At 69.5% G+C, this 14,440-nt stretch carries 12 protein-coding genes; 7 read left to right on the top strand and 5 right to left on the bottom strand.

Annotation, left to right across the window (positions count from 1 at the left end; all coding sequences use genetic code 11):
- The first annotated feature begins 596 nt into the window (after window positions 1-596).
- The 3 genes from VF632_RS14080 (at window position 597) to VF632_RS14070 (ending at window position 3,259) form a co-directional block, all read left to right on the top strand.
- Complete coding sequence (locus VF632_RS14080; protein WP_331023545.1) at window positions 597-1,730, top strand: GRAS family protein; 1,134 nt, start codon at window positions 597-599, stop codon at window positions 1,728-1,730.
- Window positions 1,731-1,977: 247 nt separating this feature from the next.
- Entirely contained in the window at window positions 1,978-2,520 is a 543-nt protein-coding gene (locus VF632_RS14075) for a hypothetical protein (protein WP_331023544.1), read from the top strand.
- Between the two features lie 193 nt (window positions 2,521-2,713).
- Window positions 2,714-3,259, top strand: coding sequence for a hypothetical protein (locus tag VF632_RS14070; RefSeq protein ID WP_331023543.1), 546 nt, complete (start codon window positions 2,714-2,716; stop codon window positions 3,257-3,259).
- Here VF632_RS14070 and ligD read toward each other — a convergent pair.
- Window positions 3,240-5,165: a DNA ligase D gene (ligD, locus tag VF632_RS14065; protein WP_331023542.1), complete on the bottom strand. Its 1,926-nt coding sequence runs from the start codon at window positions 5,163-5,165 to the stop codon at window positions 3,240-3,242. The two genes, VF632_RS14070 and ligD, sit on opposite strands and share 20 nt — an antisense overlap.
- 232 nt (window positions 5,166-5,397) lie before the next feature.
- On the opposite strand from ligD, the gene VF632_RS14060 reads away from it, so the two are divergent.
- Window positions 5,398-7,827 (top strand): zinc-dependent metalloprotease, encoded by a 2,430-nt coding sequence (locus VF632_RS14060; RefSeq protein WP_331023541.1) that lies wholly within the window; start codon window positions 5,398-5,400, stop codon window positions 7,825-7,827.
- Between the two features lie 119 nt (window positions 7,828-7,946).
- On the opposite strand, the gene VF632_RS14055 is transcribed toward VF632_RS14060, so the two are convergent.
- From VF632_RS14055 to mpl, 4 genes are all read right to left on the bottom strand, one after another.
- Entirely contained in the window at window positions 7,947-8,162 is a 216-nt protein-coding gene (locus VF632_RS14055) for a hypothetical protein (RefSeq protein WP_331023540.1), read from the bottom strand.
- 138 nt (window positions 8,163-8,300) lie between these two features.
- Window positions 8,301-9,671 (bottom strand): cytochrome P450, encoded by a 1,371-nt coding sequence (locus VF632_RS14050; RefSeq protein WP_331023539.1) that lies wholly within the window; start codon window positions 9,669-9,671, stop codon window positions 8,301-8,303.
- A gap of 121 nt (window positions 9,672-9,792) precedes the next feature.
- Window positions 9,793-10,647 (bottom strand): signal peptidase I, encoded by an 855-nt coding sequence (gene lepB / locus VF632_RS14045; RefSeq protein WP_331023538.1) that lies wholly within the window; start codon window positions 10,645-10,647, stop codon window positions 9,793-9,795.
- 527 nt (window positions 10,648-11,174) lie between these two features.
- Complete coding sequence (gene mpl / locus VF632_RS14040) at window positions 11,175-12,629, bottom strand: UDP-N-acetylmuramate:L-alanyl-gamma-D-glutamyl-meso-diaminopimelate ligase (protein WP_331023537.1); 1,455 nt, start codon at window positions 12,627-12,629, stop codon at window positions 11,175-11,177.
- A 145-nt stretch (window positions 12,630-12,774) separates the two neighbouring features.
- Between mpl and arfB the strand changes: the two genes are divergently transcribed.
- From arfB to VF632_RS14025, 3 genes are all read left to right on the top strand, one after another.
- Window positions 12,775-13,212, top strand: coding sequence for an alternative ribosome rescue aminoacyl-tRNA hydrolase ArfB (arfB, locus tag VF632_RS14035; RefSeq protein ID WP_331023536.1), 438 nt, complete (start codon window positions 12,775-12,777; stop codon window positions 13,210-13,212).
- A gap of 152 nt (window positions 13,213-13,364) precedes the next feature.
- On the top strand, window positions 13,365-13,604 hold the full coding sequence (locus tag VF632_RS14030; RefSeq protein WP_331023535.1) for a GlsB/YeaQ/YmgE family stress response membrane protein: 240 nt from the start codon (window positions 13,365-13,367) through the stop codon (window positions 13,602-13,604).
- A gap of 32 nt (window positions 13,605-13,636) precedes the next feature.
- The gene (locus tag VF632_RS14025) at window positions 13,637-14,407 is read left to right on the top strand and encodes a DUF892 family protein (RefSeq protein WP_331023534.1); all 771 of its coding nucleotides are present in this window, start codon (window positions 13,637-13,639) and stop codon (window positions 14,405-14,407) included.
- The last annotated feature ends 33 nt before the right edge of the window (window positions 14,408-14,440 follow it).

Raw genomic sequence — 14,440 nt, 5'->3', positions numbered from 1 at the left:
GGCGCAGCGTGCCCGCCCGCTCGACGAGCCACGCGGGCCGAAGGATCTACCGGCGGAACCGTACAAGCCTGGGCGCGGCAGCGGTCACGGATGCCTGGACCTCGGCTCCGCGGGGGCCCTCACCCGGCCGCGCTGACACGCGTGCCACCCTCTCCCACAAACAGCCTGGGAGAGGGGGTACACACCAGAGTCGAGTGCACGTCGTCGGGCCCCCGAAGCGCAGCCTCATCACTCCACACGCCGCTTCATGTGTGGCGCGGGTGTCCCATACTCCCGGACGAACCCCGGATTCGATTGTCCGTCCTGTGGCGGGAAAAGTGTTAAAAATATTCAGTGTTTTTGTTATCCACCGTGTTCACCTGTGTTTCATGGGTATACTTCATGTGTCGTCTGTGGCGTCAACTATATCCACTTTACAGGGCCGTTTACCCCTGCTAAGTTTTGCGAACGCCACGACGTGATCTACGCGCGCTAACCCGCCACTGCCTTTCCTTTCCGCCGAGTCGGAGAACGAAAGCGCAGGGCCGCACCAGCCGGCTGGCTGGGCGGCAAATCCCCGGCGCACCCGCGCCCATTCCGCACAGAGGAACCCTCGCATGGAAACTCGCAAGTACGCCTCCCTTGTGGCCGTGGTGCAGGAACACCTGGCCGGCCGCGACTCCGTTGCCCGCGACCTGCTGGCCGGCCTGGTCGACGGCCAGCTTCAGCCCGGGCGCCCCGAAGACCTTCGCTACTTCATCTTCGCCTCGGCACTGTCGCGGCGGCTGCAGTCCGACAAGTCGGCCGAGATCAACCTGTACCTGCGCCGGTACGAAAAGACGCAGATCACCCTGTTCAACCTGCTGGCCGAGCACCTGCCCACCGTGTCCATGGCCGGCCCGCTGGCCAACGAGGTGCTGGCGAGCTTCGTGGGCGGGCACGACGAGGTGACGCTGCTGGACGTGGGCATCGGCTCGGGGCGGCAGGAGGTGGCCCTGGTGCACCTGCTGGCCCAGCGCGGCACCCTGCCCCGCAAGCTGAACGTGGTCGCCATCGAGCCCGACGCGGGAAGCCTGCTGGAGGCCTCCTTCAACCTGGGCGAAGCCGCGGAGGCGCTGGGCTTCGAGCTCGCCTTCCATCCCGTGCACAAGCTGGTGGAAGACCTGGACGAGGCCGACTGGGCGGAGTTCGCCTCGTTCGGCGCGCCGCTGGTGGTGCTGGGCGCCTTTGCCGTGCACCACGTGCGCTCGGCCCCGGAGCGGCGGACGCGCGACGACCTGTTCCACCGCCTGCGCGAGCTCGAGCCGGACGCGGTGGTGCTGTGCGAGCCCAGCAGCAACCACGACTCCCCCGACCTGATGGAGCGGTTCCAGGCCGCCTGGCACCACTTCGGGCTCACCTTTGGCCTGATCGACAGCTTGGAGGTGGATGAGCCGACGAAGGCGGCGATGAAGATGTTCTTTGCGCGCGAGATCGACGACATCGTCGGCAACGCCGAAGAGGCGCGCTTCGAGCGCCACGAGCCGGTGGACAACTGGGTGCGCCGGATGCGCGACGCCGGCTTCGAGCCCTACCCCGAGCTGGAGGCCTTCCAAGGCCGCGAGTCCGGCGGGGTGCGCGTCCGGGCGCGCGACGGCTACCTGGGGCTGGACCACGGCGACGAGACGCTGGTAGCCATCGTCTGCGCCACGCCGGGCGTGCTTGCCGGCGTCGGGGCTCCGCACCCCGCCGAGTTGGCAGCGGTCGCCTGAGGCGATCGGGGGAACGCGGGGCAAACTCCCGCTTTCCGACATCGGCGGCACAGCCGGAGTCGTTCATCCAGTCCACTCCTCCTCGTCCGCAACTGTAACGGGCGAGGGAACATGGCCGCCGCGTCCTTGACAGGGGACGCGACGGCCACATTTATTGTCATTCGCTCCGTCCGCGTCACCGCAATGGATCGCCGCCGCCGCCGTTGCGCGCGGCGGTCCGGCGGCTCTCCCGAACCATCCCTGGCCCGTGACCAACCTCGACCGCATCCCCCAGGACGCCACCGTCAGCGGGGGCAACATCCTTTCCATGCTGGCCGCCATGGGGCCGTTCCGCCGCCGCGGCGAGCAGATCCTGGGCGATCATGGAATCCAGGAGGTGACTCCCGAGGACTGGTATCCGCTGAGGCCGTACGTGGATTCGCTGCTGATGATCGGCGAGAAGATGGGGCCCAACACCCTCTTCCAGATCGGCCGGCAGATTCCCAACCACGTGCCGCTGCCGCCGGGGATCGACACGTTCGAAAAGGTGATGGCGTCGTTCGGCATGGCGTACGACATGAACCACCGCGGGGTGAAGCAGGGCGTGATCCCCTTCACCATCACCGATCCGCGCCACGGCACCATCACCACCGGCACGCCGTATCCGTGCGACTTCGACCGCGGCGTCATCCAGGGCTTCTTCGCCAAGCTGCTCTCCACCCGGCCCATCGTAGACCCGATCGAGGGCCTGCCCTGCAAGGCGCGCGGCGGCGAAACCTGCACCTACGCGATCACCCTCCCCGCGCACTGACGCGGCCCGGCGGAGAGCGACGAAGCCCCGCGGCGCACCTGGCGCCGCGGGGCTTCTTCGTCCGAGCCGTTTCCCAGGACCCGAGTATCCCGCTTGACGGGACACCTCTCACGCGATTATTCATTGAATCGCTCCATGTGCGACAATATCGACGCAACTTCCGGACGGTATCCTCGCTACCGAAAGGTTATCAATGACCGCGTCCAATCACGACTTCCCCATCGCACTCGTCAGCGGCAAAATCATCAGTTCCACGCTGGACGCCACCGGGCCCGGGCCTCATCGCAGGCTCGCCCGGAAGGTCTTCTCCCAGCACAATTTATCGGACATAGCCAGCGACGAGTGGTACCCGTTGTCCTCTTACCTACAGGCCCTCGACGAGGTGGGTATCTCGATGAAGGCGGACTCGCTCTTTCACATCGGACGGAAGCTCAAGTTCCGTGCACCCGCGGGGTTCGAGATCATGAGTTTCGAATCCTTGATGCACTCGCTCCCCATCGCCTTCAACACGCATCATCGGGGGTTGGCGCCTGACGCAATCACGTATGTCATTCACGGCCCGCACCAAGCCACCGTTACCGCCAGCACGCCCTACCCGTGCGACTTCAACCGTGGCCTGCTCCAGAGCGCCTTCACGCTGCTCGGCGCGCGGAGCATCGTAGAAACCGTGGAGGGCACGCCATGCAAGGCACGCGGCGGCGAAACGTGCACGTACCAGATCACTCTTCCGCAAATCTGACGCGGCCCGTTGGCATCCAGAGATCACCAACCTCACGAATGCGGGCGGGCATCGTTTCCACGGTGAAGTCCAGAGGATCGAGAGCGTCGGACAGCTCGCTCCAGGCGAGCGGGGCGGAGACGGTCAGCTCCGGCGTGGCGCGGACGGCGTAGGCGCCGGCCACGTTGGCGCCGCGGCGCGACATCAGGTGGTCCACATACACGCTGTCCCGCGGCCGGAGCGTCGTGGACCGCTCCACCGTCGCCAGCCCCGGCGCGCGCCGGGCTACCTCGCGCGCCAGGCGCTCGGCCACGACACCCGCGGCCCGCACCGTGGTGCCCGGCGGCAGCCGGGCGTAGACGTGCAGGCCGGATCGCCCCGACGTCTTCAACCGGCTCTCCAGCCCCGCATCGCACACCACCTCTCCCGCCACGCGCGCGACTTCCACCACGCAGCTGAACGACGCGCCCGGCATCGGGTCCAGGTCCAGCACCACGTAGTCCTGCTCTTCGACGTCGGGGACGCGCGAATGCCAGGGATCGTGCGAGATGGCGCCGCGCGCGATGGTGAACAGCAGCGTGGCCAGGCCGCCGCCCACCAGCATCCGCTTCCGCTCGCGCCCCACCTGCACGGTTTCGACGCGCACCCCGTCCGGCGTGTCGGGCGGGGCGCTCTGGCGGTAGACCGGGCGCTTGCCGGGCGATCCGGGAAAGTAGGCGACGGCAAGCGGCCGGTCGCGCATCACGGGAAGGACATAGGGCGACATACGCACGTAGTACCGCAGCAGGTCTCCGCGCGTGAACCGCGAGCCCGGATAGGCGACACGGGCGAGTCCGGCGACTTCCAGCATCGCCCCGTCCACCTCGACGGTCCCGCTCCCCTCCCCTTCCTCGATCTCCCGCAGCGCGGCCTCGATGCGCCCCAACCCGCCATCGTCCGCACACTCCGAGGCCGCCGTCACGTCGCGCAGCAGGTCCGCGGCGTTCTTGTCGTCGCGTAGCCCCAGGAAGGTCGAATCGCGCAGCTTTCCGGCGGCCGTCCACTCGGAGTAGCGGATCTCCGCAACCAGGACCGGGTCGGCCCAGTGGTGCGCCTGAACGAGCCGCGGCTTGGGATCGAACGGGCTGGATTCGCGCTCCAGCGACTGCAGCCGGGCATGCAGCGACCGCAGCATCCGCTCGCTGAACCCCTTTCCCGTGTGGCCGACGTAGCGCAGCCGGCCGTCGCCGCCGTACCGGCCCAGCAGCACGGCCCCCAGCTTCCGCGCCGGGTGGGTGGGGTCCGTCCATCCACCGATCACGAATTCCTCCTGCGGCGCCAGCTTCAACTTCAGCCAGTCGCGCGAGCGGACGCCGGGCTGGTAGCGCGCGCCGGTGCGCTTGGCGACGACCCCTTCCCACTGCTCGCAGCGGGCGGCGTCCATCATGGCCCCGCCGTCCGGCGAGGTGGCGCCCAGCCTCACCCGGTCCGTCGCGCGCCCGTCCAGCACGCGCTCCAGCGACGTCCGCCGCTCCGACCAGGGGCGCGGCACCAGCGGGTCGCGGCCGGTGAGCAGCAGGTCGTAGGCGACGTACGCCGCCGGCTGCTCGCACGAAAGGCGTGCGATGGAGCGGGGATTCTCGGTGTGCATGCGACCGGCGAGCGCCTCGAAGCGAACCACCTGGCCCGCGCGCAGGGCGACGATCTCGCCATCCAGCACCAGGTCGGCGCCGTGGCGTTCGCGAAGGTCGCGGAGGGCTGCGACCAGCTCGGGAAACTGGGACGCCTTGTCGTTGCCGTTGCGCGTCAGCAGGACCACGGCCCCCGCGGTGACGATGGCGAAGGCGCGGATGCCATCGTACTTGGGCTCGAACGTCCACTCTCCGCCCGCCGGCAGGTCGCGGGCGAGCGTGGCGAGCATGGGGCGGAACTCCGGCGCCGCGGCCACGTCAGCCCGCGGCGTGCGGCAGCGAATGAGACGCCGGTTTGACTACTTTGTCCACAATAAATCCTCTCGGGACGTCCGTCGTCCACATCGTGCACACGTTGGCTACTTCGTAGCGATAAGGGCCTTGCAGCGCCTTTTCATGTTGCCGGAACCGCCGCGCGCACCTATCGTTGCGCGGCCCCTCGCACGTGCACTTTCCCAAGCAAGGCTTATGCGATCCGCACCGCGATTCGTGACCGCAGCCGGTCTGGCCCTCGCGCTGTTTACGGCATCCCTGGACGCCGCCGCGCAAGGTCCGCTCCCCTCCATCGCCGAAAAGACGCGCGGCATGGACCGCCGCGACGGCTTCGTCCCCGTGTACTGGGACGTCGCCGCCGGCAAGCTGTGGATGGAGATCCCCCGCGCCGGCGAGGAGCTGATCTACGTCGTCTCGCTCCCCTCCGGGCTGGGCTCCAACGACGTGGGGCTGGACCGCGGGCAGATCGGCGGCGAGCGGCTGGTGCGCTTCGACCGCGTGGGCCCCCGCGTGCTGATGGTGCAGCCCAACCAGGCCTACCGCGCGGTGAGCGAAGACCCCGACGAGCGCCGCGCGGTGGAAGAGTCGTTCGCGCAGTCGGTGTTGTGGGGCTTTACCGTCGGGGCCGAGACGGACGGGCGGGTGCTGGTGGATGCGACGGACTTCGTGCTGCGCGACGCGCACGGCGTGATCCCCGCCCTCAAGCGCGCCCGCCAGGGCGACTACAAGCTGGACGCCACCCGCAGCGCGCTGTACCTGCCGAACACCAAGGCGTTTCCGCGCAACACCGAGGTAGAGGTGACGCTCACCTTTACCGGCGACGCCCCGGGCGCCCTCGTCCGCACCGTGGCGCCCACGCCCGAGGCCGTCACGATCCGCCAGCGGCACTCGTTCGTGGCGCTTCCCCCGCCGGGGTACCAGCCGCGCCGCAGCGACCCGCGCGCCGGCTTCTTCGGCATCTCGTTCTTCGACTACGCCACCCCCGTGGGCGAAGAGGTGGTGCAGCGCTACATCTCGCGCCACCGGCTGGAGAAGCGAGATCCCACCGCCGCGGTCAGCGAGCCGGTGCGGCCCATCGTCTACTACGTGGACCGCGGCGCGCCCGAGCCCATCCGCTCGGCGCTGGTGGAGGGGGCGCGCTGGTGGAACCAGGCGTTCGAGGCCGCCGGTTACCGCGACGCGTTCCGGGTGGAGGTGATGCCGCCGGGGATGGACCCGCTGGACGCGCGCTACAACGTCATCCAGTGGGTGCACCGCTCCACGCGCGGATGGAGCTACGGCAACACCGTCACCGACCCGCGTACGGGCGAGATCATCAAGGGCCACGTGTCGCTCGGCAGCCTGCGGGTGCGGCAGGACTACCTGCTGGCCGAGGGGCTGCTGGCGCCGTACGCCACCGGGACGGAGATCCCGCCGGAGATGGAGCGGATGGCGCTGGCCCGCATCCGCCAGCTTTCGGCGCACGAGGTGGGGCACACGCTGGGGCTGGCCCACAACTACGTCGCCAGCGCGCAGGGCCGCGCGTCGGTGATGGACTACCCCCACCCCCAGGTGAGGCTGCGCGCGGACGGCACCATCGACCTGTCCGAGGCGTACACGGCCGAGATCGGGGCCTGGGACAAGCTGGCCATCACCTGGGGATACCAGCACTTTCCCGCGGGGATGGACGAGCGCACCGCGCTGGAAGGGATCCTGGCCGACACCCGCGGGCGCGGGCTGACGTTCGTGACGGACGAGGATGCGCGCGCGCCCGGCGGCCTTCACCCCCAGGCCCACCTGTGGGACAACGGTGCTGACGCCGCCGCCGAGCTTCGGCGCACGATGGCGGTGCGGCGCGCCGCGCTGGAGCGCTTCGGAGAGCGGGCCATCCGCGCGGGACGGCCCTTGGCGACGATCGAGGAGGCGCTGGTGCCGCTGTACCTTCACCACCGCTACCAGGCGGAGGCGGCGGTGAAGGTGCTGGGCGGGATGTCGTACACGTACGCGCTGCGCGGCGACCGGCAGGACCCGCTGACGCCCGTTCCCGCCAGCGTGCAGCGCGCCGCGCTCGAGGCCCTGATGCTGACGCTGGACCCGGCGGAGCTCGCCATGCCTCGGCCTCTGCTGGAGCTGATCCCCCCGCGCCCGTTCACGTACGGCGCGCACCGCGAGCTGTTCAACCGCTGGACGGGGCTGGGCTTCGACGCGGTGTCGCCCGCGGCTTCGGCGGCGGACCTGACGGTGGGGCTGCTGCTGAACGACGAGCGCGCCGCGCGGCTGGTGCAGCAGAACGCCCTGAACCCGGCGATGCCGGGGCTGGAGTGGACGCTGGATCAGCTGGTGCGCGGCACCTTCGGCCGCCGCCACGCCGACCCGTACCTGGCGGAGATCGACCGCGCGGTGGAGCGCGTGGTCGTGGAGCACCTGATGCGCCTCGCGGGCACGGCGCCCATGCCGCAGGTGCGCGCGGTCGCCGCCGGGCAGCTGATGCAGATCCGCACGAGCTACGGCTTCGAGCACACGCCCAGCAGCCCCGAACAGGCGCACCGCGCCCTGCTGACGGCCGACATCACGCGCTTCCTGGAGCGCGAGTACACCCCGGAGCAGCGCATCACGCCGCCCGCCATCCCGCCGGGCGCCCCCATCGGCGACGACGGCGAGTTCTGAACGCAGACCGGCCCCGCGGATCGATTCCGCGGGGCCGGCTCATTCATCGGTGTTCAATGGCTCCTGGCCCGCGGGCCAGGAGGACCCGGGGTTCTACCCCCGGGGATGACACATCTCACCTATCGGGCACCGGCCTCACGAAAGCGGCTGCCCACGTCCCACATGCTCGTCAGCGTGCCGCGGCCAGCGTTCAGTTCCGCGATGGCGGCATTCAGCCGCGCTTCGTTCGCGCGGGAGCTGCGCAGATGCTCCGTGTCGTTGCGGCTGATGCGCCCCGCAATAACGCGGCGCGCAGGGCGGAGTACGCCCAAGAGCCGGCCGATCGTGCGGATCATGTCTACCTCCGTCGTGACAGTCTCAGGGAGTGCGTGCGGACGAAAACGGGCTCGCCAACGCGCGCGCTTCAGAGCAGCGGGTGAAATATAAACTGTACAACACTGACGGCCAAGAGTGCAGATCCGGCCGGCCCCTCCTCACACCGCCTCCACGCGCATCTGCACGCCGATGGCGCGCAGGGTGATGCGGGGCTGGGGGGTGGGCGCCGCGCCCGGGACCGGGCGCAGGCGCCAGCGGCGGGCGAGCGTGGCCAGGGCGAGCACGCCTTCCATCCACGCGAACCCCTCGCCGATGCACTTGCGCGGCCCGCCTCCGAACGGAAAGTACGCGTACCGCGGGTGCGACGCCTCGGCATCGCCCAGCCAGCGCTCGGGGCGAAACTCCAGGGGCTCGCTCCACCACCGCGCGTCGCGGTGCACCACCCAGGGGCTCACCAGCACGATGCTCCCCGCGCGGATGCGGTAGCCCCCCGCCTCGAAGTCCTCCAGCGGCTCCCGCCCGATGGTCCACGCCGGTGGATACAGGCGCATGGATTCCGCCAGCACCGCCCGCGTGTACGGCAGCGCCGGATAGTCGTCCGCGCCGGGCGCGCGGCCGCCGAGAACGGTGCGCAGCTCGTCGTGAAGGCGCGACTCGGCGTCGGGGTTCTGCGCCAGCAGGTGCCACGTCCACGCCAGCGCGTTGGCCGTGGTCTCGTGGCCCGCAAGGAACAACGTCAGCATCTCGTCGCGAAGCTGAAGGTCCGTCATCCCGCCGCCGTCGCCCTCCTCGTCGCGTGCCGCCAGCAGAAGGCCCAGCAGGTCGTCGCGGTCCTCGCCGGAGCGGCGGCGCAGGTCGATGGCGCGGTAGATGGTGGCGTCCAGCTGGCGGCGCGCACGCTTCATCCGCAGGGTGCCGGGTACGGGCAGCCGGTCCAGCAGGGGCGCGAATGGGTTGTGAAGCCGGTCGAAGAGAGCCAGCGAGTCCGTCAGCGAGCGGTTGATCTCCTCCGCCTCGGCTCCTACGTCGGCGCCCATCAGCGTGTCGCCGGCGATGGCTAGCGCCATCCGCGTCATCTCGCGCCCGGTGTCGAACTCCATCCCCGGCCGCCACGACTGGGCCGTGCGCTCGGCGTGACGCACCATGGCGGCGGCCATCGCGGCGATCTTGTCCTTGTGGAACGCGGGCTGCGCCAGGCGCCGCTGGCGCAGGTGAAACTCGCCCTCGCTGGTCAGCAGGCCGTTGCCCAGCAGCACGCGGGCACGCTGCAGGGCCAGGCTCTTGATGAAGTTGCGGTGATGGGTGACCAGGACATCGCGCACCAGGTCCGGGTGCGTCAGCAGGTACGCGCGGCGGTTGGCCAGGTGGAACATCACCACGTCGCCCCAGCGGGCGCTCATGCGCTGGAAGTCGCCCAGCGGGTCGCGGCGAAACGCCAGCAGATGGCGCAGCGAGGGACGCTTCTCCGGCCCGGGGGGATCGGGAAGGTGCGCGAGGCTCGCGGGGGCTGCGGGAAGCGACAGGCTCATTGGGGTCGACCGGATCTCGTCCAGGTGCGGAACGCAAAAGGCGCCAGGGATTTCTCCCCGGCGCCTCCGCGTCTTTCGTACCTGCACGTCCCCACCCCGTCGCGCCACGGGCGGAACGCTTCTATCGCACGCGGTCGAAGAACCGGTCCCAGCGCGCGGCGGTGATGGGCCGCGGAAACGCCGCGTCCGCATCCATCTTGTCGTACGAGAAGTAGATGAACAGCGGCTTTCCGCGAATGTCCACGCGGGGCACCGGGCCCATGAAGCGCGAATCCAGCGAGCGGTCGCGGTTGTCGCCCATCAGCCAGTACTTGCCGGGCGGAATCACCAGCGGCCCCCAGTTGTTGCGGCTGGGGCGGTAGGCGCGCTTGTCGACGGACGGCACCAGCAGCGGATAGTGGTTGTGCGAGCCGTACGCGTCGGTGCGCACCGTGGGGTCCATCATCATCCCGGAACCGAACTCGGGGATGGGGTCGTCGCCCTCGTCCAGATAGCGCGCGTAGGACTCGTCCAGCCGCTTGCCGTTGCGGTAGATCACCTTGTCGCGCATCTGCAGCGTGTCGCCGGGAACGCCGATCACCCGCTTGACCACGTCGATGCGCGGCTCGTTGTAGCCCGGGCGGAACACCACGATCTCGCCGGGGTGCGGGTCGCGGATGGAGGGAAGCTTGATGCTGGTGAACGGGATGGTGGCGCCGAACAGCGCGTTGTTCGCCATCAGGTAGTCGCCGATCAGCAGCGACTCCTCCATGCTTTCCGACGGGATGGAGTACGCGGTGATGATGAACGTGCGGATGACGAAGAACAGCAGCACGGCCCAGAGCACGGACTTGATGCCCTCGACCGCGCCGCCCGCGGTGGCGGTCGCCCCGCTCTTTACGGCCTTGCGCGCCCGCTGGCCCTTGAGCGGCGCGGAGTGGTGCGGCTCGGTGTCGGCGCGGCGGCGCGAGGGAGCGTCGTTCGGGGGTTTCGCCACGATCGGGATCTCGGGGAAAAGCGGCCGGGCGCCGTCGGTGAGGGCGGACGGCCGTTGTCGCATTGGGTCACAAACGATAGCCGCCGCGCGGTCGTGCTGGCAACCACGCGGCGTGCGCTCCCGTGTACGCCGGTGCGCCCGAAATGTTTCGGAACCGACGCCGTCCGTCCGCAAAAACAACGGGGCTCACACGGAGGGCACGGAGTACACGGAGGAACAGCGGAGGGCATCGCGCTGTCATCCCGAAGGAGCGACCCCGCCCCACCTGACCGCACACCGAGGTACGCAGCGACTGAGGGATCCGCCACACACTCGGCGGATGATCACCGCGGCTCGGCCGGCTCAGACCTCTCTCGTCTGATGACGAGGGACTTGGCACGAGCAGCCGCGGCTCTCTTGCGTCACGCGCGCTGTGTGGCGGATCCCTCGGTCGCTGCAGGCGGCGGTGCGGCCGCGGGTTCGGCTTGGCCGCTCCGTCGGGATGACAGCGACGTGTGTCCGTGCGTCTCCTTCGAGGCCGAAATGGCCTACGAGCCCAGGGCGTCCAGCAGCTTGCCATGGATGCCGCCGAAGCCGCCGTTCGACATCACCAGCACTACTTCTCCACCCTTGAACTCGGGCGTCAGGTGAGCCACGATGTCGTCCGGCTCCGGGATGAAGTCGGCCGTCTTGCCCTCCGCGCGCCAGGCGTCGATCAGCTCGTGCGGGTTCATCGCCGTTTCGGCGGTGTAGCGCTCGGGATGGAAGAGCCCCGCCAGCACCACCCGGTCGGCCCCGGCGAACGACAAGCGGTACGCCTCCTGGAATTCGCGGCGCTGCGCCGTGTAGCTGCGCGGCTCGAACACGGCCACGATCAGCCGGCCCGGGTAGCGCTGCCGCACCGCGTCAATCGTCTCTCGCACGGCCGTGGGGTGGTGGGCGAAGTCGTCGATCACCGTTACCCCGCGCACCTCGCCGCGCACCTCCATCCGCCGCTTGACGCTGGCGAAGGTGCGCAGCCCCTCCAGCACGCCCTCGCGGTTGGCCCCCACGGACTCGGCCGCGGCGATCACCGCCAGGCAGTTCCGCACGTTGAAGGCGCCGGTCAGCGGGGTGCGGACTTCCCCCCACTCCCCGCCGTCGTGAAGCACCGTGAAGCGCGTGCCCTCTTCGCCGAACGACACGTCGCGCGCCGTCCAGCGCGGGTGCCCGTCTGCCCCGGCGGACTCGTCGCCGTAGCCGAACGACTCGATGGGCGCGTGCGACGCAGGGGCCAGCTCGCGCACCAGGGGCGAGTCCCATCCCGCCACCAGCGCGCCGTTGCGGGGCACCAGGTTGATGAACCGCGCAAAGGCAAAGTTGTAGGCGATGTCGTCGCGGTAGATGTCGGCGTGGTCGAACTCGATGTTGTTGACGATGGCCGTGACGGGCAGGTAGTGCCACATCTTGGGGCCCTTGTCGAAGTACGCCGTGTCGTACTCGTCGCTTTCGATGGCGAAGAACTCCGAGTCGGTCAGCCGGAACGAGGTGCCGAAGTTCTCTGCGATGCCGCCGATGAGGAACGACGGGTTGAGCCCGGCCGATTCCAGGATCCACGCCAGCAGCGACGTAGTCGTGGTCTTTCCGTGCGTTCCCGCCACCGCCAGCACGTGCTTGCCGCGCAGGAACTCGTCTTTTATGACCACCGCCGCGGCCGTGTAGTGAAGCCGCCGCTCCAGCACGGCCTCCAGCTCGGGGTTTCCGCGCGAGATGGCGTTGCCCACGACCACGATGTCGGGGTTCACGTCCAGGTTGGCGGGCGAGTACCCCTCGGCGTAGTCGATGCCCAGGCCGCGAAGCTGGGTGGCCATGGGCTCGTACACGTTCTCGTCCGAGCCGGTCACGTGGTGCCCGGCGGAACGCAGCAGGCCGGCCAGCGACGCCATGGCCGTCCCGCCGATGCCGATCAGGTGGTAGTGGCGCGGCGTGCGGGCGCTCGTCTGGGACGCGGTGGGCTGCGGCATTCCGGCGTTCTCCTCTCGGGTTCGGGTCAGGGCGGCAGGGGCTTTGCCAGAGGCGTGCCCGCCGTCACGAACGGAGTAGATTGTGGCCGCGCCGCACGCCCGGCAACGCCGCCGGCCGCCAGAAGAATCCGGGAAGCACCAGGGGATGAACGAAGAGACCGTCCTGCAGATCAACGACTCGCTGTGGATTCCGCGCGCGGAGCTGGGCTACAAGGCCACGCGGTCGGGCGGCCCCGGCGGGCAGCACGTGAACACGTCGTCCAGCCGCGTGGAGCTTACCTGGGACGTCGGCTCGTCGCCTAGCGTGACCGAGGAGCAGCGGGCGCGCATCCTCGAAAAGCTGACGAACCGCATCAGCCAGGAGGGCGTGCTGCTGCTGGCCGCCAGCGACGAGCGAAGCCAGCACCAGAACAAGGAGCTGGTCACCGGGCGCTTCGTGGAGCTCGTCCGCCAAGCGCTCGTCATCCCCAAGCCCCGCAGGAAGACGCGCATTCCCCGCGCGGCCAAGGAGGCGCGGCTGCAGGACAAGAAGCAGCGCTCCGAGACCAAGCGCAACCGCGGCTCCATCCGCCACGACGAGTAGGAAACACCGTATCGTTCCGGGGCAAAAAAGCAAGCCGGAGAACATTTTGGCGGCGACTGCCCGATTGGGCACGGAGTCTGCGTTGAGCGGCGCCCGACGGCGGGTCCAGGGGGAGCCGCCGGGGTACACGAAAATCAGAGGGGGAGGGGCTCATGTTGTGGATGATCCTGATCGGCCTGGTCGCCGGCGCCATCGCCAAGCTCATCATGCCGGGGAAAGACCCGGGCGGCATCATCGTCACCATCCTGCTGGGCATCGCCGGGTCGCTGGTGGGCGGCATGCTGTTCGGCGGGGGCGACAACCGGGTGGGCCTCATCGGGTCCGTCGTGGGCGCCCTGATCCTGCTGTTCCTGTACCGGCTGGTGGTGGGCCGCCGCCGCACGCACGTCTGACCTGAACCCCAATCACCCCGGAGGCGCACGCCATGCCCGCGACGGAATTGAAGGAGCTGCTGAAGCACGAACTGGGCGACATGCTCTATGCCGAGCAGAAGATCCTTCGGATGCTCGGCGCCATGAACAGGGAAAGCAGCAACCCCAAGATGAAGGAGCGGCTGGACGAGCACCTGACGGAGACGTACGAGCAGATCGAGCGGCTCAAGCGCGCCTTCGAGGTGATCGGCGAAGAAGCCGTAGCGGAAAAGTGCCACGCCGCCATCGGCCTCAAGGAGGAGCACGACTCCTTCGTCCGCGAAGAAGAGCCGTCTGCGCCCATGCTGGAAGCGTTCGACCTGGGCAACGGCCTGCGCGTGGAGCACTACGAGATCGCCGGCTACCGCTCGGCCATCGCCCTGGCACAGGCCCTGGGTGAGAACGAGTGCGTGGCGCTGCTCAGCGAAAGCCTGCGCGAGGAAGAGGCCATGGCCAGCTTCATCGAGCGCAGCGCGGTCCGGTCGCTGAAGCTGATCTCGGCCGCGATGGAAGAGGGCGAGGACGGCGAAGAGGAGGAAGAGGCGCCGAAGCGCGGCCGTTCGTCCGGCGCCAAGACCGCCAGCAAGACGGCGGCGAAGTCCAGCGCCAAGGGCGGCGGCAACGCGGCCGACACCGGGGCGAAGACGGCCAGCAAGTCGGCCTCGGGCAAGGGCGGCGCGGCCAAGTCGGCCAGCAAGACGGCGTCGAAGTCGGCGTCGGGCGGCGCCAAGTCCGGCTCGGCCCGGAAGACGGCGGCCAAGAGCGGCGGGCGCGGCAAGGGCTGATCAGGCGCCGTGCCGCAACGAGCGAGGCCCCTT

The organism is Longimicrobium sp. (assembly GCF_036388275.1).
Lineage (GTDB): Bacteria > Gemmatimonadota > Gemmatimonadetes > Longimicrobiales > Longimicrobiaceae > Longimicrobium.
This window is presented reverse-complemented; position numbering and strand designations above follow the sequence as displayed.